At 50.1% G+C, this 21,272-nt stretch carries 20 protein-coding genes; 5 read left to right on the plus strand and 15 right to left on the minus strand.

Annotated elements, in window-relative coordinates:
- Positions 1–4: 4 nt before the first annotated feature.
- The 4 genes from QMG93_RS02750 to QMG93_RS02765 form a co-directional block, all read right to left on the minus strand.
- The gene (locus QMG93_RS02750; RefSeq protein ID WP_281933363.1) at positions 5–829 is read right to left on the minus strand and encodes a MerR family transcriptional regulator; all 825 of its coding nucleotides are present in this window, start codon (positions 827–829) and stop codon (positions 5–7) included.
- 143 nt (positions 830–972) lie between these two features.
- Entirely contained in the window at positions 973–1,746 is a 774-nt protein-coding gene (gene fabG, locus QMG93_RS02755; RefSeq protein ID WP_281933364.1) for a 3-oxoacyl-ACP reductase FabG, read from the minus strand.
- Positions 1,747–1,939: 193 nt separating this feature from the next.
- Positions 1,940–2,662: a YebC/PmpR family DNA-binding transcriptional regulator gene (locus tag QMG93_RS02760; protein ID WP_281933365.1), complete on the minus strand. Its 723-nt coding sequence runs from the start codon at positions 2,660–2,662 to the stop codon at positions 1,940–1,942.
- A 128-nt stretch (positions 2,663–2,790) separates the two neighbouring features.
- The gene (locus tag QMG93_RS02765; protein WP_281933366.1) at positions 2,791–5,973 is read right to left on the minus strand and encodes a bifunctional cytochrome P450/NADPH--P450 reductase; all 3,183 of its coding nucleotides are present in this window, start codon (positions 5,971–5,973) and stop codon (positions 2,791–2,793) included.
- 175 nt (positions 5,974–6,148) lie between these two features.
- Between QMG93_RS02765 and QMG93_RS02770 the strand changes: the two genes are divergently transcribed.
- Positions 6,149–7,057 (plus strand): LysR family transcriptional regulator, encoded by a 909-nt coding sequence (locus QMG93_RS02770; RefSeq protein WP_281933367.1) that lies wholly within the window; start codon positions 6,149–6,151, stop codon positions 7,055–7,057.
- A 34-nt stretch (positions 7,058–7,091) separates the two neighbouring features.
- Here QMG93_RS02770 and QMG93_RS02775 read toward each other — a convergent pair whose 3' ends face one another.
- Together QMG93_RS02775 and QMG93_RS02780 are read right to left on the minus strand one after the other, a co-directional pair.
- Complete coding sequence (locus QMG93_RS02775; RefSeq protein ID WP_281933368.1) at positions 7,092–8,318, minus strand: epoxide hydrolase family protein; 1,227 nt, start codon at positions 8,316–8,318, stop codon at positions 7,092–7,094.
- A 37-nt stretch (positions 8,319–8,355) separates the two neighbouring features.
- Positions 8,356–8,799 carry a MarR family transcriptional regulator gene (locus QMG93_RS02780; protein ID WP_309299647.1) on the minus strand — a complete coding sequence of 148 codons (444 nt, stop codon included), beginning with the start codon at positions 8,797–8,799 and terminating at the stop codon, positions 8,356–8,358.
- Positions 8,800–8,994: 195 nt separating this feature from the next.
- Between QMG93_RS02780 and QMG93_RS02785 the strand changes: the two genes are divergently transcribed.
- Entirely contained in the window at positions 8,995–9,630 is a 636-nt protein-coding gene (locus QMG93_RS02785) for a hypothetical protein (protein ID WP_281933369.1), read from the plus strand.
- 186 nt (positions 9,631–9,816) lie between these two features.
- Here QMG93_RS02785 and QMG93_RS02790 read toward each other — a convergent pair whose 3' ends face one another.
- On the minus strand, positions 9,817–10,473 hold the full coding sequence (locus tag QMG93_RS02790; protein ID WP_281933370.1) for a helix-turn-helix transcriptional regulator: 657 nt from the start codon (positions 10,471–10,473) through the stop codon (positions 9,817–9,819).
- Between the two features lie 79 nt (positions 10,474–10,552).
- Complete coding sequence (locus tag QMG93_RS02795; RefSeq protein ID WP_281933371.1) at positions 10,553–11,728, minus strand: DUF4272 domain-containing protein; 1,176 nt, start codon at positions 11,726–11,728, stop codon at positions 10,553–10,555.
- Positions 11,729–11,894: 166 nt separating this feature from the next.
- On the opposite strand from QMG93_RS02795, the gene QMG93_RS02800 reads away from it, so the two are divergent.
- The 3 genes from QMG93_RS02800 (at position 11,895) to QMG93_RS02810 (ending at position 14,194) form a co-directional block, all read left to right on the plus strand.
- A complete protein-coding gene (locus QMG93_RS02800; protein ID WP_281933372.1) occupies positions 11,895–12,686 on the plus strand; it encodes a MerR family transcriptional regulator in 792 nt (263 codons plus the stop codon).
- Positions 12,683–12,928, plus strand: a complete 246-nt coding sequence (locus QMG93_RS02805; protein ID WP_281933373.1) for a hypothetical protein — start codon at positions 12,683–12,685, stop codon at positions 12,926–12,928. Before QMG93_RS02800 ends, QMG93_RS02805 begins: the two co-directional genes overlap by 4 nt.
- Before the next feature lie 120 nt (positions 12,929–13,048).
- On the plus strand, positions 13,049–14,194 hold the full coding sequence (locus QMG93_RS02810; RefSeq protein WP_281933374.1) for a DUF418 domain-containing protein: 1,146 nt from the start codon (positions 13,049–13,051) through the stop codon (positions 14,192–14,194).
- On the opposite strand, the gene QMG93_RS02815 is transcribed toward QMG93_RS02810, so the two are convergent.
- The 7 genes from QMG93_RS02815 to QMG93_RS02845 all read right to left on the minus strand — a co-directional run bounded on the left by QMG93_RS02815 (position 14,175) and on the right by QMG93_RS02845 (position 21,100).
- Complete coding sequence (locus QMG93_RS02815) at positions 14,175–15,083, minus strand: AbrB/MazE/SpoVT family DNA-binding domain-containing protein (protein WP_281933375.1); 909 nt, start codon at positions 15,081–15,083, stop codon at positions 14,175–14,177. The genes QMG93_RS02810 and QMG93_RS02815 overlap by 20 nt on opposite strands.
- Before the next feature lie 312 nt (positions 15,084–15,395).
- Positions 15,396–17,135, minus strand: coding sequence for a phosphoenolpyruvate--protein phosphotransferase (gene ptsP, locus QMG93_RS02820; protein ID WP_281933376.1), 1,740 nt, complete (start codon positions 17,133–17,135; stop codon positions 15,396–15,398).
- A gap of 39 nt (positions 17,136–17,174) precedes the next feature.
- Positions 17,175–17,453, minus strand: coding sequence for an HPr family phosphocarrier protein (locus tag QMG93_RS02825; protein ID WP_281933377.1), 279 nt, complete (start codon positions 17,451–17,453; stop codon positions 17,175–17,177).
- A 14-nt stretch (positions 17,454–17,467) separates the two neighbouring features.
- Positions 17,468–17,920: a PTS sugar transporter subunit IIA gene (locus QMG93_RS02830; RefSeq protein ID WP_108533588.1), complete on the minus strand. Its 453-nt coding sequence runs from the start codon at positions 17,918–17,920 to the stop codon at positions 17,468–17,470.
- Positions 17,921–17,969: 49 nt separating this feature from the next.
- Positions 17,970–19,343 (minus strand): PTS fructose transporter subunit IIC, encoded by a 1,374-nt coding sequence (locus tag QMG93_RS02835; protein WP_281933378.1) that lies wholly within the window; start codon positions 19,341–19,343, stop codon positions 17,970–17,972.
- A gap of 36 nt (positions 19,344–19,379) precedes the next feature.
- Positions 19,380–20,318 (minus strand): 1-phosphofructokinase, encoded by a 939-nt coding sequence (pfkB, locus tag QMG93_RS02840; protein ID WP_281933379.1) that lies wholly within the window; start codon positions 20,316–20,318, stop codon positions 19,380–19,382.
- Positions 20,315–21,100, minus strand: a complete 786-nt coding sequence (locus QMG93_RS02845; RefSeq protein WP_281933380.1) for a DeoR/GlpR family DNA-binding transcription regulator — start codon at positions 21,098–21,100, stop codon at positions 20,315–20,317. Before QMG93_RS02845 ends, pfkB begins: the two co-directional genes overlap by 4 nt.
- Positions 21,101–21,272 lie beyond the last annotated feature (172 nt).

Consider the following 21,272-nt stretch of genomic DNA (forward strand, 5'->3'; position numbering starts at 1 on the left):
CTCTCTATTTTTTCTTTATGGGAAAATATACCTCGGTCACCATTTCCTCAGGACCGGCGGCTTGATAGGGGTCGGTTACATACACTTCATAGGGGGATTTCACCAAGGCATATCCTTCGGTTTCCATCCATTCCCTCAGCTTGGCGTACAACGACGTCAATTCCGGATAGGAACCCTTTAACACAGATTTCGCACAAAGGCCTCCGGGCAAATCTCTCGTTCCTTTTACAGGCTCCTTGATCGGGATGGCAAACTCGGTATCATTGCCGGCAGGATTGTATTCAGGGCTGTGATAAATCGTCATTGGCGTGCCGAGCAAGGTGAGTTTTTCCGTAGCAATCCTTTCATAGAGCCTGCCAAAATACTTTCCATAGCCTGCAGCATAGTCATCACGACTCAACATCTCGCGCATATAAAGGATATTCATGGGCCGGGTTTCAACAAGCTGTACTTCGATCTTGTCAAGGTATGACATCACAGGGATGCCCTTCTCCAGGTTTAAAATATCATTGCTCATTTGGTTCAGGGTATACTCCAAAGCGTACAGCCTTCTCTGAAGCTCCCTTCTCTTGCGATGAAGGGCGGAACAAAGCTTCTCTTCGGATTGATCCTCTTCCAATTCCAGAACAGCTCTGATTTCTTCCAGAGAAAAATGATAAGATTTCAAACGATTGATAAAGAGCATCTTTTTTAGCTGCCCGATGGAATAATAGCGATAGCCGTTTTCAGGATTAATCTCATCGGGATGAATTAATCCGATTTCCTCATAATACCGAAGCGTTTTTGTCGATACTTCGCATATCTTCGAGAATTCTCCGATCGATAGCAAAAGGTCACCTCCATTCTTCCCATTTTGATACGAACTTCGTTCCATTTCACTGTACAGCTTACCCTAAGGGCAAAGTCAACGGCAAAAAATAAAACGACCGTTTCCCGGTAGAATACCGATAAACGGTCGTGATATACATGAGTTCAGCCCATCGCTTCCAGACTTTCCGGAAGTATCTGCCCGCCATCGACGACGATCGTTTGGCCTGTAATAAAGCCGGCCTCCTTCGAAGCCAAAAAGATAGCGGCGTAAGCGATATCTTCGACGCTTCCGAGCCGCTTGAGCGGAATGGACGCCGTCATCGACTGCAAATATTGGTCTCCGAGACCTTCCAGCCCTTCCGTCATAATGTTGCCGGGCATCACGGCATTAATCGTAATGTTGTAACGAGCGAGCTCAAGCGCCGCACTGCGCATGAAACCAAGCTGAGCAGCTTTGCTCGCGCCGTAATGCGACCATCCGGCATAGCCGGTGACCGGCCCCGTAATCGACGAGGTAACGATGATCCGGCCGTATTCCGCTTGCTTCAGGAAGGGCAGGCAGGCCTGAAGAGAAAACAGCGTCCCGCGTGCATTCGTGTTCATCACTTCATCCCACTGCTCGCCGGTCATCTCCTCAATCGGCGCATTCGGGAAAATCCCGGCGTTGGCGCACAGCACGTCAATTCCTCCGAACATACCGGCTGTCTCGTCCGCAACGCCCTTCATCGATTCCAAATCGGCGACGTTGCCTTCGAAGGCATGAGCAACGCCCCCGTTCTCCCGGATTTCCACCGCGGTTTCCTCCGCTTTCGCCAGGCTGCGTGCGACAACTGCGACTTTCGCCCCCTTCTCGGCGAAGGTTCTGGCGATTCCTTTGCCGATTCCTTTGCTCGCTCCGGTCACGACGACCGTCTTATTCTTCAGTGGCGTCAGCATGCAATAACACTCCTATTCTCTTGAAGTATGAGCTGCTATTTTTTCCATTACTTGGTTACCCTATGATCGTACTACAAATCCAAATGCGGAGGCAATAGAAGGAATCACACTGACTTGATGAGCAGCTTTATTTCGTAACGCAAAAAGACCGCGGATCACGCGGTCTTACACTGAAAAGAAATGCATGCCAAGCTTATTCTTCTGGCAGCTCCACGTTATGATAAACCTGTTGAACATCTTCCAGGTCTTCGAGAGTATCGACCAATTTCTCGAACTGCACCAGAGCGTCTCCCGAAAGAGTCACATAATTTTGCGCCAGCATCGTCTGTTCTGCAACGATAAATTCCGTAATGCCCGCCTGCTTGAACGCGGATTGTACGGCATGAAACTGATCCGGCTCGGCATAGACGATAACCGAATCCTCTTCCTCCGCAATATCCCGAACATCTACATCCGCCTCCATCAATAGCTCCAAAACTTCGTCGGATGTCTTCCCCTCGACCCCAAAGACGGCCGTCGGGCTGAACATATAAGTTACTGAGCCGCTGACTCCCATGCTTCCGCCGCTTTTATTGAAAGCCGAACGTACGTCCGCGGCAGTACGATTTACGTTATTGGTGAGCGTATCGACGATGATCATGGCGCCGCTCGGACCGAATCCCTCATAGCGGAGCTCCGTATAGCTCTCTTCCGAGTTTCCTTTCGCCTTCTCGATCGCACGGTCGATGATCGCTTTCGGTACGTTGTATGTTTTGGCTCGTTCGAGCACGAATTTTAAAGCTTGATTGGATTCCGGATCAGGTTCACCCTTCTTCGCCGCGACATAAATCTCAACTCCGAACTTCGCATAGACCCGACTCGTGCTGGCGTCCTTCGATGCTTTTTTCTCTTTAATATTATTCCACTTACGTCCCATACTGGTACCCGCTTTCTCTTTCTTATTTTTTTTCCTTACCCTATTATATTGAATAAAGCGGTATTTGGACAAGTTTCGCGCATCTCGGAATTAAAAAAAGCCGCAATATGCGACTTTTTTCATATCATTTAGATCCCTGCCCAGACGTCCTTGGCATAGCTGCCGTTCGACTGAAGGTGCTCCAACCATTTTTCCGCTTCTTGTGGTTCAACCCCATGGACGGCCTGGTAAGCTTTCTTCAGCTCGTTTTCGACATCGGGCGCCATTTTGCTGCCGTCACCACATACGTAAAGCCGTCCTCCAGCATCAAGAATGCGGATTAACTCAGCTGCATTGTCTGCCATCAAATGCTGTACGTACGTTTTGGATACGCCTTCCTTGCGGGAAAAAGCCGTATGAAGCGTAACCACGCCGTCTTTTTCATACTGATCAAGCTCTTCGCGGTAAATATAATCGGCTTCGTTCCTGCAGCCGAAATACAGATGGGCTTCGCCTAGCGATTGTCCTTCCCGCTTCAGCTGCGCTCGGGCCTGCAGGAACCCGCGGAATGGCGCTACCCCTGTCCCCGGCCCTACCATAATCACGGGAGTCTGCGGATCGTCGGGGAGCTGGAAGCCGGATTCCGGCGTACGGACGAACATGACGATGTCGTCTCCCGACTTGCGATCTGCCAAGTAATTCGAGGCGACTCCGATATATTCCCCTTGTCCGCTCCATGCCGGACTACGGACGACACCTACCGTAATGCTGGCCCGACCTGCGTTCATTCGGGGGGAACTGGATATCGAATAATATCTGGGTTTGAGCGGAGGCAGCAGCTCCAAAAACTTCGCAAATGGAATTTCGCAGGCTTCGTATTTTTCAACAAGGTCAAGCATTGTGATCCGTTTCTTCAATATCTGCTCTTCGTAGGTCCCCTCTTCTAACAAAGCTTCCAGTTCGCGCTTATGCGGAGGACAAACCGTAAAAGCGGCAACCTCACGGATCTGGGTTCTGGTTGCCGGCTCCTGCAGCTCCACATTATGGCTAAGTAGGTCCGAGAGCGATGCGGGCCTGTCTAAAGGCAGATGGGATGCGCTGACCCCGCTGGCCGTCAAAATCACTTGATCCTTCTCACTCAAGCCAAACCGTCGCAGAATGCGGTCGACATTTTCTTTTCTGTTGCTTGGAAAGACGCCAAGGTGATCGCCCTCTTGATACGTAACCTCCTCCGGCAACTCGATCTCGATATGCCGCGTGCTGCGTTCGCTGCCAAGCTGCTGAAGCTCGCGGTTTTCCGCCACTGTCGCGTGAACCGCATCGTACGATTGAGCGAGAGGCGTCTCGGCAAAGCCGCTGACAAACTGAATGTTCAGGGTGTTCCGTTCTTTTTCCGCATTTTCGTTCAGTTTGAGATCGAACGCCTTCATCGCATCGGTCCACATTTGACTTTTCCACGCTTCAAACTGCTTTTCGAAGTCGCCGCTCGCATCAGCCTCCCCGCGCAGGGAGAACCTTGTCGCTCCTTTGGCGGCGAGTTGCTCGTCAATAAATCTCGGCACCTCTTGATACGTCGAGGCCCAGTTGTGGTCCCCGCAGCCAAATACGGAATAATGCACCCCGCTAAGCTCTCCCGCTTCAACCTGCTCCAGCCATTGAACGAACTGTCGCGCATTGCCCGGCGGTTTCCCGTTATAGGAAGAGGTGATGATGATTAAAGCGCCTTCCTTCGGCAAATGGCCCAACCGATCGTTCAATGCCGCCGCTTCGCTTCGAATGCCGTGCAGTCGTGCGAGGTCCGCCAGTTCTTTTGCTATACGTTCTGCGGTTCCCATATTAGAGCCATAAAGCACAAGCAGCGGTCTGTTGTTCACTCCGATGACGGAAGCTTGCTGCGCTTGTTTTTCAGGGCTGGAAGCTTGGGCAAGGTCTTCTCCCGGTTTGTCGGGATGCGCAGCGGTTATTTTCCTGTCCCGCAATTGAACGCGGATCTTGAAATCGTCCGGCTTCAGCGTCAGCGTTTGTTTGACTTTCAACTGGTAGTTCAAAGGATCGAGCAATTGAAATTGCTGGAGGATCATCCCGAGCACCAAAGTCGCTTCGTGAAGCGCAAACTGCATGCCGATACAGGCTCGCTGCCCGTTCCCGAACGGTTTATAGGCATGGTTCGGCACTTTGGCAGGGTCTTCAAACCGTTCCGGCCGGAATTGTTCCGCATCGTCCCCCCATACCCCTTTATCCCGGTGAAGCTTGGGCAAAACAATGGAGACGGCCTCGCCTTTCTTAATCGGATACTTTCCTCCGATGACGGTGTCTTCCTTGGCGAACAGGCTAAATTGAGGGGCGGTCGGCCATAAACGCAAAGACTCGTTTAAAATCATTCGGATATATTTCAGCTTCAGAACTTGTTCGTAGGTTGGCGTTGCGCCTGTCAGCACTTCATCCACTTCGGCGTAAGCCTTTTTTAATACTTCCGGATGCTTTAATAAAAAGTAAATCGTAAATGACAGCAGTCCGCTTGTGGTTTCATGGCCCGCGATCAGGAACGTGATAATTTGGTAACGAATATTTTGATCGTCCAGCTGTTGACCGGTCTCGGGATCTTTGGCGGTCAGCATTCGGGCGAGCAAATCGGTTTCTCCCTGATCCCCTTTTGCCTTACGCTCGGCGATGATTTTATCGACCAAGGAGAACATCGATTGAATATCTTGCTCGTACTGGCGTTTGGTTTTCACCATCAGCATGTTCTGAATCGGCAGCCTGTTGCCGTAATGCATCGCTTCATCCAGAGAGCGAACCATACTGACAATAAAAGGATTTGGCGTTTCTCTGTAGTAGCTGTTGAAACGATAGTTAAATCCGCATAAGCCTATAGTATCCAGGGTAAGCCTTGTCATATCGTCCGGAACGTCGATGCTTTCGTCCGGATTGAGGCGCGCCCATTTCTGGACAAGCTGCACAGCGATATCCACCATCATGTCATGGTAGCCCTTCATGGCTTGAAGGCTAAAGGAAGGCATCAGAATCGCATGCGCCTTTTTCCAGTTCGGCTCTTCCGTCAGACTTGTGAATAGTCCGTCTCCAGCAAAATCGCGTACTTTCAGCAGATGCCCTATCGCTTTGTCAAAACGCGATTCATCGCATACATCGGCCACCAAGTCGGGTCCCGAGATGATATAAACGGATCTTCCCAATGCCTCGAAACGGAAAATAGGACCGTACTCGTCAGCAAGCTTACAGAAAGATAACGTAGGCGAATCCTTATCGATTAACGGAATATTTCCTAGAACGCCATAGGTTTTGGGCTGGGGGATCGGCATCAGATTTTCCATAAAGAAACCTCCCTCTTTTTGTAGTTAATATTCCCCAACATCGGTAACAAAAATTACCCTAACCTTCGAAAACTTATTCGAAAGTATGGGTTTATTTTAACCGCGGCGATCCATAATATCCAATATATAATTGAACATCAATTCATTACATTGAAACAATGAATGGGGTCAGGCAATGGAACTGCAGCAGCTTCGCTATTTTCAAACCGTAGCCCGATTGGAGCATATGACACAAGCAGCCGAGGAATTAAACATTACCCAACCGGCGCTGAGCAGAACGATCTCCCGATTGGAAGAAGATATCGGCGTTCCTCTATTTGAAAGAAAAGGACGTCATATTCGGCTGAATCGATATGGCGAAATTTTTCTTGCCCATCTGGAGCGGTCGTTTCTGGAGCTGGATCAAGCCAAGAAGAAAATCAATGACATGGCGCGGATCGAAAATCTCTCGGTCTCCATTGCTACCACAAACGTCAGTCTATTTCCGAGTCTGGTATCGGCTTTTCTCCGTCAATACCCGGATATTCGGATACGTCAGTATTTGCGAAGCGACATCAATATGTATCAATTGCTGGAAAAAGGCGAGATCGACATGTGCATTTCTTCCGAGCTAATTGAAGGCCCCGATGTCCAATGGGACCCTTTATTTTCGGAAGAGTTACTATTGCTGGTGCCGAGAGAAGAGCGCTTTGTTCATCGTCGGGAAATACGACTAATGGAAGTCGCCGACGAAAGATTTATTAGCAGCAACACGAGCTACGATTCGTCGAATTGGCTGGAAAAGCTTTGTCGGCAAGCCGGCTTTGCTCCGAAAATTTCGTTCGAGGGAAATGATTCTATTGTCATCGGAGAAATGGTGAGCCTCGGTCTTGGCATCTCATTTATCCCGAAGCCCCTTTGGGAAAAATTCTCCGAACTCTTAAAGGATCGGCTTCATGTTCTTACCCTAACCGAGCCCCATTGCACCATGACTACCGGCATATCGAGAATCATGGGCCGTTATCTGCCGACAGCGGCGCACACCTTCTATAGCTTCGCGATTCAGCGAACTTGGGATGACAAAAATGGACATCCCGTCTTTTGAAAACGGATGTCCATTTAAGATGCGTGATATTCGCTTATCTGCGTCCCCGAAAGGTGCGGCGCAAGTCGTCAACCCACTGGTCCGGAATTTCCCAGGGGATGAAGTGACCGCCGCGGTCGTGAACGGCGATATTGATATGGTTGTACCAGGACGCGCGGTCACTGTCCAGAAAATTCTGTACTCGATTTTCGGTCGTGACACCCGGCGGATTCTCGTAACCTACAAAAGTAATACCTGTGGGCGCCTCAATGACAGGCCAGCGATTATGAGAGGGTATCCATGGATAACGGTTATTGTTCGCGTAGACGCGAATGGAGGTTTCGATGGTGTTGTTCACCCAGAAGATCGTCGCGTGTGTAAGTAAATCGTCCTTCGAGAAGACACTCTCAATGTTACCGCCATTGTCGCTCCATTTTGCCCATCGCTCCAAAATCCATGCAAGCATACCTGCCGGTGAGTCGCTCAGCCCGAAGGCGAGCGTACTCGGATCGAGCACGTGTACGGCGAGATGCGACGCGAAGCGACGATCAAACTTCAAGATCTCGTTCCGTATGCTTTCAGGGATATGGTCAGGAATTGGTTGCCCTCCGGAGAAATCCCAGGCGCGATCGCCGTTGAAAAAGCTCAGCTTTAGCGCAGACCCGATATGTATTGCGTAGAGCTCGTCACTATATTTGTGCCCCAGTTGACCGGTCACGAGAGCACCTACATCGCACCCCCCTGCCGCGTATTTCGCATAGCCGAGAGTATCGGTCATTAGCGTATGCCAAAGATCGGCGACCTTCCAGAAGTTCATGTCCGGATTGTTCGGCAGCGGCGTCGAGAAACCGAAGCCTGGAAGAGATGGCACGATCACGTCGAAGGCCTCCGCGGGATCTCCCCCGAATGCGCCGGGGTCGGCAAGCGGATCGATCACTTTGGACCAATGCCAGAACGTCCACGGCCAGCCGTGCGTCAAAATCAGCGGAATCGGGTTCGGTCCTACGCCGGGCTTGCGCATAAAATGCACGGGAACGCCATTAACGTTTACCTTGTAATGCTCGTAGACGTTGATCGCGGCCTCGGATTTGCGCCAGTCGAATTCGTTGATCCAGTAGTCGACCAGTTCCTCAAGGTAGCGCCGGCTGACGCCGTAAAACCAGTCGTCGTTACTGGCATCGAGGGGCCATCTGGTCAATTTCAGCCGGGTTCTCAAATCTGCCAGCAGATCGTCCGGCACGTAGATAGGAGTCGGTTCAAGCGCGAAAAGAGATTCTGTCACGAGTACTCCTCCTTGGACCATTGGAATGTAGTTCAGGCTAAGCGTTTCCGAACTCGGCAAGGCGCGTCAATGCGGGCAGCGCGGATGCTATAGCTGCTCTTTCCTCTGGAGAGAGCCTTTCAATAAGCTTGGCGATTCGCATTATGCGTTCAGACCGGCGTGAATCGATGACGCTTGCTCCCTGGGGGGTGATGTGGATAAGCACTGCACGACCGTCGCTCGGATCGGGACGGCGCTCAACCAACCCATCGCGCTCCAGCCGAGTCACCAGCTGCGTAATTGCGGACTGCGTTACCTGTTCCGTCGCAATCAGCTCGCTCAGCCTCATCGGGCTTCTAAGGGAGAGTGTGTGTAACACGGATAGCGTGGTGAAGCTTAGCTTTTCGATAGACGGCATCCGAATGAATAGCCTCGTCAATTCTTCGAACGCCATAGCGAAGTCGCTAACGTTCAGTTCTGTTAAGTTCGTTTTAGGTTCCATGGACAAAATTATATCATCAACTTATATAAATGTCTAATGTAAATCCATTTTTTTGACGGATGAATCTTGCTATTCATGATAATCATCCATACGGCTCATGAAGTGCAAACGTACAATAGGGTAATGTTTAATCCGTTACACTTATGAATTTGGAACCGTCCTCCAACAAGTTCGCATATCTGGAGAGTGATCTGGATGAAAATCGATATTGGCTGCGGCCTGAATAAGCATCCGGGCTTTTGGGGAATCGATAACAGAGCTCTTCCCGGAGTCGACTTGGTGTGCGATTTGAATGCTCCCCTTCCCCTCCCCGATAATTGTGTCGAATTCGTCATGGCCAGCCGCTCCCTCCCCTATGTTCATCACTTTGAATCCGTCATGGCAGAGTTATACCGATTGTGCATTCATAAAGCCGTCGTCTGTATTTTGGCTCCTTACGCTCATAGCTTTGCTCATATATCCAATCCGTCGCTCAAGCACAAATTTGATGAGTATACGCCGCGCTATCTTACCGCTTCCTTCTTCCAGCCCTCTCAGGGAGCTATTTGTCCCGAGCTGTACGCTTATTGGCCGGAAACGCCTCCGCCCTACGACTTTCGTTTGCTGCGTATGGAGCTGTTTTATCAGGTGCCTTTTGTCCCGCCGCTCTATGAGCCCGAGGAGCTGGAAGTTTTGAATACGCTGCAAGCCAATGTCGTGCAGGAGATCATGTACCATTTCGTTGTCATTAAAGAGCCCGTATCGGACGATGAGCTGGAGCAGATGAGCCGCGGCGTCCTTCCCGAGCCGAATCATGCGGCGGATCTGCGCCGTGAGTACCATAACTTTTGAGATCGTTGTTCACCCGATGGATGAATGGAATGCTTATACAAAACAACAAAACCTCCCGTCTCGCTTACGTCAAGCGGGATTGGAGGTTATTGGCCGTCTCGTCAATAATATACGAAAAATGAGGATTGCTGGAATGAAAACTCTCCTGGAACAATCCCCAGAGCATCGTTTGGATATAGTCACTTCCTATTCCGGTTTAATCCAATACACACAGCGGCTGTCGCCTTTTAAAATATGCTCGCCTCTTGTGATCTCAATCCCGTCGCCAAGGATGCGTTGGAACATGTCCAATTCCTTCTTGCAAAGTCCGGTGCATGCTTTCGCCGCCTCGCAAATCGGGCAATGCTTCTCTACAAGGCAAAAGGAGCCGTCGGAGTTCTCGATAACATCGGCCATATATCCTTCAGCCGTTCGCGATTCCGCAAGAGTCTTTAATTTTTCCTTGAGCGGCAGGCTCGCCGGCACTTTGTTCCGGTAGTCCTCCAGTTGTTTACGATTACGGATTTCCAGCAGTTTCTCCAAGCCTTCGTCTCCGAACGCTTCTTTCATCGATTCGATCAAACTGACTGTAAGATCGGCGTACCCATCAGGAAACAGCCGATTTGCCTCGGAAGTAAGCGTCCACATCTTCGCAGGCCGCCCCATCGTTCGCGATTCTTCCTTGAAGGTGACCAGCCTTTGCTCCTGCAGATCATATAAGTGCTGCCTTATCGCCATCGCGGTCACCCCAAGCTGGCTGGCCAAGCTTAAAGCGTCCATAGAGCCGTTGTGTTTGAGCAGTTTCACAATGGCTCTTCGTGTTCTTTCGGCACCTTCTTTTGCGTGTGAATTCTCTTTTTTCATTTCATTCACCTTTAATCTGATCCCTTAAGCAGAACGTGATCTGCCCAAAAGAGCAGTTCCCTTTACTGCCATTTTGATTCTAGGTATCCATCGAAATATGATCCCATTCTTCATTGCGGTGACCTATGATCCAGAACAACCCACGGCGTCTTTCTAAAACGACGCTTTCGTTCATGCCGGCCGGAGCTTCCTCCCCTTTGATTCGGCTGTTGACGCACGCCCAGTGAAGCCGATAAATTTTGTCAGCCTCATCCAACATTTCTTCCTCGCTGCGCAGCGCGGTTTTGAGAACGAATTGTTCGAACGTTTCGCAGCTGGAGACGACCTCAATCGCATAGTCACAGTCGCATACTTGATCGGGAAAATCAAGCGTCTCCACAAGACCCAGTGCCCAAATAAGCGCCCAATACGCTTCATATTGCCAGGAAATATTAATCGCCTCTTCCCTAGCCGGCTCATCATCCTGCAATAGCTTTCTTTCGTTCTCCGTGAGGTACTCTTCCACGCCAAATTTTTGCAGCATGCCCGTGAAAAAGTCTCTCGACCCCTGAATATCTTCGCCTTGCGCCACGTCGCAAGCGAATTGGATGACGATTAATAAGGAGACCGCTCTTCTTGCGATGTCTTCCTTTGTTTTAAACCGGCATTGCCCCAAGGGCGGAAGCTGCGGCAGTCCGTGAATAAACGGAACCCCTCTTTCACTTAAATAGGCGATGGTCTTGTTTTTTCGTTGTTCGCCTTCCTCGGATGTGATTTCAGGGCCTAGCACCTTTCTGGTGCAGGCGTGAGGCCTGAAGTTAGACGGGCCCGATGTACCGTCGGGATACACAATAACCTCTCCCGCTTGATCAAGCAAAATTCCGTTCGGCAAAAAGCCGATTCCTCCGATTCGCGACAGCAGCCCCGTAAATAATTGCTGCTGCCCGTCGGTTATGTCCTTCTCCGTTTCGATCGCAAGCATCGTATTTAAGACGGATATTTGCGTCATGACCAGTCCTTTGAGGTTTTCGTCTTCAAACGGAATGCGATCGTAGAATCCCATCATCCCGGGAATATTGTTAGCGAAATAATCGGGATTCGTATCTTCGGACGCAACTCTTATCGTTATTTTATGTTTGCTGAACAGCGTTCTGGACTTGAGAAAATAATCATTCTCGTCTCTCTTGATTTCGTAGCCTTTTGCAAATACGTCCGATATCGTAGTTTCGATATCATCAATGTCGTTCCTGGATGCGAATATCGTGAAGTGTTTCAAGGTGTGTTCCTCCCCAAATCCATCTTTTGCCTATGTTTGAATTTACTCTATATGAGCGTCGAGTTCAATAGATAGTAACGATTATTTTACTCGAAACACTTGACCTTAGGTCTGACCTAAGGTGTATCGTTAACATATTCCAAGCCACATCCTAGGAGTGAACTTGATGAAAAGTGAAATTACGATTAGTGAATTAGCTAAGCTTATGAACGTATCTGTTCATCAAATTCGTTATTTTGAAGAGAAAGGAGTCCTTCAACCTGCTCACACGGATCATAATCAGTACAGAATGTACAGCATGGATCAAATTTATCAGTTAGCGCATATTCTGTTGCTTCGCAAGCTGAGAGTGCCTGTTCAGTCCATCAAAGATTGTATGACTTCCTATTCCGCGGATCAATATCGCCAGCTTCTTCATCATTCCTTGCGGGAAATCGATGCGGAACTGCTGCGGCTCCAAGAGCTTCAGCAGTTTATCAAAAAAGTTTTGCACGAACAACAAAGCTTTAGCTCGCAGCCCAATCCGTACCAAATCAAGCGGCGTGATACCACTTATCTGGCACGTTGGATTGAACTGGATTCGCACACGAGGCTGAATGCCGCACGATTGGCTGAGCAGACGAAGCGCGTTCCGAACTTGTTCGAATCAGACATTCATTATGTATACGACAGTTCGAGCACCGTTGCCTTATACCTGGAAACGCAGGCGTCTGGCGATTTGCGCTTGCCTGGCGGCGATTACCTTTCCATACAGAGCCTTGTGAATGAAGACGAAGATCTTGAACCGTTGATCGAACAGTTTCACGGCTATGCCGCTGCGCAATCTTATGTCACCACAGGTCCTCTGATTCTCATTGAAAAATCTTATTTATCCCTATTTAGCGAAAACAAGCTGCACTACGAGCTGCTGGCCTTAATCGAACCGGCTGCAAAATCCGAAAGGAGGCATGGAACATGACGGCAGCATCTATAACGATTGAACCTATGCAGGCCAAGTATAATCCACAGGTCGGCCGATTGCTTGTCCAAGGGTTTGGCGGAAAATTTCAGTGCCTGACGAATATGAACGATGGCGAGCTTGCTCTTTTTTTCGAAAAGCTTCTTGACCATTTTCCTGCCGACCCGGCAAGTCAACGAATGGTCGCCCGGCAGGATGGAGAAGCGATCGGAACCATATCCATCAAATGGAAATCCGAATAGGTTAAGTTTGTACGTCTCAGGTAAAAACCCGCGGGCGAAGCAGCTATACGAGCAATTATTATTCCGTACTCATTCACAATCGAAAAGTTTCGTGTGGCATCTCATATTCAAGGAGTCGAGATGGGATTATATGGTAATGTAATTTGTAAAGGAAACGTTAAAGGGAGATGGAATAGCATGAGTCAATCCATGAGTCAAGCGAAAGAGCGGATAACCGCCCTTGATTTTGCAAGAGCATTGGCGATCTTCGGAATGATTATCGTGAACTATAAGCTTGCCATGCAGGCGGAGAATGGCGGACCGGCATGGCTGCAATCGATAGCTGGTTTGTTTGAGGGACGAGCATCCGCCTTGTTTGTCGTACTGGCCGGCATCGGGATATCATTAATGACCTCGAAAGCGCGAAATTCAATGAACGAGGAGCTCATTCGTCAAAGCCGGAACAGCTTGTACCGGCGAGCCGCTTTCCTGTTTGTAGCTGGCGTGCTTTTAATGCTAATGGGGTGGAGCGCCGACATTTTGCATTATTATGCCGTGTTCATGCTAGTCGCTGCGGTCTTGATCACCGTATCTGACAATAAAATATTCGGTCTGTTCTTGATGATTCTATTAACATCGCAGTTATTTTTAGTCGTATTCGATTACACCCAAGGGTGGGACTCAAGTTTTAAGCAATATACGGGCTTTTGGACGGTAGAAGGGTTCGCTCGCAATCTGTTTTTTAACGGATTCCATCCTGTCTTTCCTTGGTTGAGCTTCTTCCTCATCGGCTTGTGGATCGGCAGAAAGCGTTGGCTGAATAAACAAAACCGATCGAAGGTACTGCTCTATTCGCTGTCGGGAACGGTTGTTTTTGAAACGATTTCTTTCGTTTTGGTCCAATGGAAAACTCCTGCATTCGGTAAGGCGGCCTATTATCTTTTTGGGACGAAACCGATGCCGCCCAACATGCTGTATGTATTATCCGGCATTTGTTCGGCTTTAGCCATTATTGCGATCTGTGTCTATGTGGTCGACAAATTCGAGAAGTCCCCTCTGACACAGGCGATAATCCATACCGGCCAATTATCGTTATCCCATTATATCGGGCACATTGTTATCGGATTAGGACTGCTTGAGACCGTAGGTTATTTAGAAAATGGCAAACTTTCTATCGCCATGTCATATGGTATCGTTTATTTCATGCTCGCCGTCGTTTTTTCGACGGTGTGGAGAAGATGGATGAACCGTGGTCCGATTGAGCTGATCATGAGAAAATTTTGCTGAGGCGGTCGCAAGGCCAAAAGCGAACGACAACTGAACCCCGTTGCTCAATAACTACCAAATCATTCGTATGTAATTTTACAGTAGTGACCATAGATCCGTTATCGGAAACATAGTCTTCAGCTTCATGTCCGTGTCTCTGAAATAAGGCTGCAATAATCCGCGATGAAACAGGAATTTCTTCAACACGTTGGAGATTATCCATCTCATAGGTTATCTTGGATTCATGTATGGTAAAAGGAATTCGCTCACGACAAAGATGGGCCACTGCATTTGGCAAAAATTCAAAAATGGATTTCTGAATGATTACTGCTTCCGGTTTTGTTGAATAATGAATTGAAATCCCCTTTAAACCGGCTTCCCTATCTTCGGGAACGTTTACCCATGGATTGGAACTGTTTGGATCGAATTTCGATTTTATTTTGAAATATAAGTGTCTTAATTCAAGGAAGGTTGAATTATCTACAAATAGAGTCGATTCATGCTCTTCATCGGATTCTTGATGGAACCTTACGATCAGAAGATCCAAACAATTGTTCGTGAAGAAATCGTTTCTTTTAGCTACAATAATATCTTCAAATTGAAATAAGTGGCCCCGGATTAGACTTAAATCGTTAGCGTAAAGCTCGATATCTATTTCATCCTTATTTTGAATCCCTAGATAGGCAAGCACATGCCTTGGAATGGTAATCTGTCCATTTGCTGAAACCTGATAAACATCTTGATTTTTGTTTCCGAATAGAAAAGGTTGCTTCGGTTTAAAGTTTATTTTAACACGCTTGCCCACACCCGACTCGAACTCCTCATATGCAAGTGGAGTTCCTGGCTCGATACGCATCCTTTCTCTGAAATAAATAGGGATTGTGAATAAAATTGGCGCCATATCAACCATAAAATACCTTCCGATCTAAATTATTACCTATATTATACAACGCTAGAATACTAAAAAGCCTCCCTATCCAAATTATTTGGATAGGAGGTTTCCTTATTAAGAATTAGCGTACAGTCCAACGCCAGATCTACTCGCATGTGATATACACTTGCAGACATATTGAAAAACAGAAATATATCGTTTCTTTTATAGACTTAATATGCCTATAATAACTTTTTATGAAAATTCATTCAAGGTTTTCGAAGTTCATTGAAGATAAAAAAAATAGACTGCCGAGACAGTCTACCAATGGATATCATTCATTTAAGCGAGTCACGCGCCCGCCTCTACCTGCCGATGGAAGGCTTCCAGCGCTTGTCTTACCTCGGCGGCCGTATCCAGCGACAATACGCGCTCTGCCAAGGCGGCACACTCGCTTCGATTCACATGGACGAGCACCTTTTTCACCTTGGAAAGCGAAGAAGCGGACATGCTCCATTCGTGAAGGCCCAAACCGACCAATAGAGGGGCGGCAAGCGGGTCGCCGGCCATCGTTCCGCACATCCCCGTCCACTTCCCGTGACGAACCGACGCATCGATAACCTGTTTCACCAATCTGATAACGGCTGGATGGAAGTAATCGTACAAATGGGATACCTTTTCGTTCATGCGATCGACGGCAACCGTATACTGTACCAAATCATTTGTTCCGATGCTGAAAAAATCAACTTCCTTAGCGAAGCTGTCGGCCATCAGAGCCGCGGACGGAATTTCGATCATGATCCCAAGCTCTACCTTATCGGCAAACGGCTTGCCTTCCTGACGAAGCTGTTCGCATGCCTGCTCGTAAATCGCTTTCGCCTCGCGCCATTCCTCCAGCCCCGAAATCATCGGAAACATAATCTTGACGGTTCCATGAACGCCGGCTCTGGCGATGGCCTTAAGCTGGGTAAGAAGCAGTTCTGTTCGATCCAAGCCGATCCGGATCGCACGATAGCCGAGAAAAGGGTTCATCTCCTTCGGCAGCTCCAGGTAAGAAAGCTCCTTATCTCCTCCGATATCCAGCGTACGAATGACGACGGGACGGCCCCGCATCGCTTCGGCCACGGCCGAATACGCTTGATATTGGGTTTCTTCATCGGGCAATTGCGATTGTCCCATGAACAAAAATTCCGTCCGGTACAGCCCTACCGCTTCGGCCCCTTGCTCCAACAGGGACAACGATTCCTCAACCGTTCCGATATTCGCGGCCAGCTCCACCTGAAAGCCATCCTTCGTGACGGCCGCACGATTCGCGTAGGCCTTTAGATCGGCCCATTCCGATTGTTCCCGTTGCTGCTGCTCCCGATACGTTTCGATCGTTGCCGCAGACGGGTTCAGGATGCAATCCCCCACGGAGCCGTCGATAATAAGCTCGTCGCCGTGACCGATAGCTTCTATCCCGTCTCCGATCCCCAAGACAGCGGCGATGCCTAGCGAGTTGGCCAGAATCGCCGTATGCGACGTCTTGCCCCCTACTCGGGTAACAAACCCGAGCACCAGGTTTTTATCCAATTGCACCGTATCCGAAGGGGTCAGATCGTCCGCGACGAGAATGACCTGCTCCCGAATGTCCGAAAGCCCGGTGCCTTGATGATCGGACAATTGAGCGAACAGCCGGTTGCCCACATCGCGAACGTCGGCTGCTCTTTCCCGCATGTACTCGTTCGCCATACTCTCGAACAAACCCGCGACTTGGGTCACGACTTTGTGAACCGCCGTCTCGGCTGACCACTGCTCCCGCACAATCAGATCTTCCATCGGCGGATAAAAGACCGGGTCCGACAAGAAGCTGAGCTGCCCCTTCAAGATCATCGCCTTATCTTCTCCTAGCGTGCTTTGCGCGCGATCAATCAGCGCTTGAAGCTGCTCCGAGCATTTCTCTTTCGCTTTTTGAAGCCGCTGCAATTCCAGGCCGCTATCATCGGTTTTCCTGCTCTCGATATCCGCCAGCCTGACAGGCGAGTAGACGAAAGCCTTTCCGATTCTCACCCCGGCCGATACGCCAAGTCCCTTCAGCCTTTTTTCCGCCATCGATCGTCTCTCCATTTCCTGGCTCTTTGTTCTACGATGCTATACTTCCCCAAAGCCGCTCTCCACCAGTTCGACTAGCGATTCAAGCGCTTCACGCTCATCCGGTCCGTCCGCCGAAAGGGTAACGACAGAGCCTTTCTCCAGTCCCAAGGTCATCAGACCCAGGATGCTTTTCCCATCCGCTTCCGCCGTACCGGATTCCTTATGGAAGTTCACGGTAATTTTCGATTCAAATGTCGTTGCTTTCTCCGTAAACAGCTGGGCAGGCCGAATATGAAATCCGGATGCGTTCCGGATCGTAACCTCTTTCGTTATCATACGCTTGTCTCCTCCTAGATGGTTTGCAATAGGTCGATCAATTGCTGTGGCTCTGTAACGTTCAACAAGCTTTGACGGAACTGTTCGTCAATTAGCTTCCGGGAAAGCGCGATCAAGATTTGCAGATGCTCATTGCCCGCCGCTTCCTCCGGAACGGCGATCATAAACACGATCGATACCGGATTTCCGTCCAGAGACTGCCAATCGAGCGGCTGCGTTAGCTTGGCAAAAGCCAGTCCGGCTTTGCTTACGCCGCCAGACTTTCCGTGCGGAATGGCGACGCCGAAACCGATTCCTGTCGATCCCGTCTCCTCCCGCTTCAGCACGGCGTCCAAATAAGCGGACTTGTCGCGGAGGCATCCCGCGGCTTCGAGTCCGTCAATCATCGCCCGGATACAGCTTTCCTTGTCGGATGCTTCCAGCGGAATCATAATGCTTTGTTCCTGCAAAAGTGCTTGAATATTCATACGTTCATCCTCCTGATGGAATAAGGGTGGTATTGGATAAAATCGGCGATTATTTCAAAACAGGCTTTTTTAATACATTCAATACGATCGCCGTAACGATGGTTCCTGCGACGATCGCTGCGGCATACAAGGCCAGGTGGCTCACCGCGTTCGGAATTGGCAAGACGAAGATGCCGCCGTGAGGCGCACGAAGCGTCGCGCCGAAAAGCATTGATAGAGCGCCCGTTAAAGCGGAGCCGACCATAATCGAAGGAATGACGCGGAACGGATCACTTGCCGCAAACGGAATGGCACCTTCGGTAATGAACGAAATTCCCAGTACGGAGGCTGCCTTGCCGGCATCCCGCTCTTCCTTGGTATACTTCTTCGGAGCGAGCAGAGTCGCTAACCATAGTCCAAGCGGAGGCGTCATCCCTGCGGCCATCACGGCGGCCATTGGCCCGTATACATCGCTGGCCAGTAAGCCTACGGAAAACGTATATGCCGCTTTATTCACCGGTCCGCCCATATCGAACGCCATCATCAGTCCAAGCAAACCGCCGAGCAGGACGGCGTTGGTCGATCCGAGCGATTTCAGCCATTCCGTCAAGCCGTCCATGATCGTCTTCACAGGCTCGCCGATGACGTAGATCATCAGAAGTCCGGTTATGCCGGTCGCCAGAAGCGGAATAATCAGAATCGGCTTTAAGCCTTCCAAGTTTCTGGGCAGCTTGATATAGTCCTTTAACCACTTCGCCACATAACCGGCCAAAAATCCGGCAATGATGCCGCCAAGGAACCCTGCCCCGATTTTGGAGGCCAGCATGCCGCCTACGAGACCAGGAGCAAGACCCGGCTTTTCCGCAATCGAAAATGCAATAAATCCGGCCAATATCGGAACCATGAGCGCAAACGCCGCTCCGCCCCCGATATCCATTAACGCGGCGGCCAGCGTGCCTTTCTCTTTAAACGCCTCGATGCCGAACACAAAGGAAAGGGCAATCAGCAGTCCGCCTGCCACAACCAAAGGAAGCATATTGGATACGCCGGTCATCAAATGCTTATACGCCCCGGTCCGGGAAGCGCTGCGCTGCGCCTTCGATTGCTCCACCTGCTCCCGGTAGTCTGCGGCGGATGCAGCTTGTTTGTTCAACGCTTCGTCAATAAGCCCCGACGGGTCTTTAATAGCCTGAGCTACCGGCACTTTAACAACGGGCTTTCCTGCGAAACGGGATTCCAATACATCCGTGTCAGCCGCCACAATAATCGCATGCGCCTCGGCAATCTCCTCCGGAGAAAGCTCATTCTCCACGCCGACGGCTCCTCGCGTCTCTACTTTCATCGGAACCTGCTTCTCTCTCGCCGCTTTGGCCAAAGATTCGGCAGCCATATAAGTATGCGCTACCCCCGTCGGACATGCGGTCACAGCCAAAATCTTTTTCATATGGAGCGCCTCCTCAACTCATGATCGCAAATGAAATTATAAGGGCCATATTGTCACCTTGCTTACCTTCTCTTCCACTTCGGCAAGCGTACAAACTTCCGTTCCCGGCTTGGAAGCGGTCACCGTTCCCGCCGCCGATGTCCAGCGGGCCATCTCTACAAGCGGCTTCCCTTCCAGCAGGCAGTACACCAGAGCGGCCACCATGGAATCGCCGGCGCCGACCGTGCTCAGAGGTACAATCGGAAACGGCTTGGCGCGTACCGCTTCCGTTTCGCTGACCAGAATCGACCCTTCGGCTCCTAAAGAAACGGATACGTAAGCGATTCCTTTGCCTGTGAGCCTTCTTGCAGCGGAAACAATCTCCGTGTCACTTTGGAAGGTTTCTTTAAAAAGCGCTTCCAACTCGTGAATGTTCGGTTTGATCGCATACGGAACAGCCTCAATCCCGTGCCTGAACGGATCTCCGTCGGCATCCAGCACCGTCCGGGCTCCGGCGCGATTCGCAATCTCGATTAACGTGTTGTACGTATCGTCCGGAACTCCGGGCGGCAGGCTGCCTCCCAAGACGACAATCGAAGCGTTGCGGACTGCGTCGGTATACCTCTCAATGAACTCATGCAGCGCTTTCCGGCTGACCGTAAAGCCCGCTTCGTTGAGCTCGGTCGTTTCTTGGGTGCATTCGACGTATACTTTCAGATTGGTTCTGGTCTCGCCTTCCGTCTCGATAAAATAGCTGGGGATGCCCAGTCCGGTAAGCTGTTCGGTAACGATCTTTCCCTGGTGGCCGGCCGTCAGCCCCCATGATGCCACGTCGACGGAAAAATGCTTGAGCGCTTTGGCGACGTTGATTCCTTTGCCACCGGCGTCCGTCCTCCACGCTTTAATCCGATTTAATCCGCCGCTCACGAACTCTTCAATCGTTACGGTTTTGTCCAAAGCCGGATTGAGGGTGACGGTAAGAACTTTAGAGCTCATACCCTCTCGCCCCCCACATGGATAACCGTCACCGACAGGCCAGCCGCCTCCAGCTCCTCTCGCGCATTGTCCGGCAATCCGTCGTCGGTGATCCAGTGGTCGATCTCCGGAAGTTCGGCCACTTTGGCAAACGAAACTTTTCCGAATTTGCTATGGTCCGCAAGCAAAATCACCTGTTTGGCCGAGCGAAGAATACTTTGCTTCGCCGAAGCTTCCAATATATTCGGCGTCGTCAGCCCGATCACCGGGTCCAGCCCGTTGGTTGCCAGGAAGGCTTTGTCCACATAGATCGCTTTCAAAGCTTTCTCCGTCAACGGCCCGACCATCGCGAGCGTTTCATGACGAAGCGACCCGCCGGTTAGCACGAGATCCACACCCGGATGCGTGAGCAACTCTTGCGCGGCCATGACCGAATTGGTCACCACGGTTAATTGCTTGAAAGCTTTCAGTTCCTTGGCCAAATAATAAGTTGTCGTGCCGGAATCCAGAACAATCGTATCCCCTTCCTGGATCATGGCCGCGGCGGCTTTGGCGATCGCCTCCTTCTGTGCCCGGTAGCTGTCTTCCTTCTCGATGAACGGCGGCTCCGAATTATCGTTTACCAGCGCTACCGCTCCCCCATGCGTGCGGCGAAGCTGGCTGCTCTCCTCCAGAATCTTCAGATCCCTGCGGACGGTCGATTCGGATACTTGAAACTGCTGTGCCAGTTCCTGCACCGAGGCTCGTTCCCGCGTTTGAACGTAATCGGCGATTTTCTGCTGACGTTCCTCCTCAAACAACATTCGTGCCCCTCCCTCTACGCTGCGTTCACATGCTCATTTTTGACTGAAATTTCATCGATGTTTCTCATTTATGATTGTATATGATTATTTATGATTTGTACAGCGCTTACTTTTGTCTAAATTATTAATTATCAGTCGCAAATGAGCATTAATGTGCAAAGGCAGCAAAAAT

Origin of the sequence: Paenibacillus tyrphae (genome assembly GCF_027925525.1) — a bacterium.
GTDB lineage: Bacteria > Bacillota > Bacilli > Paenibacillales > NBRC-103111 > Paenibacillus_G > Paenibacillus_G tyrfis_B.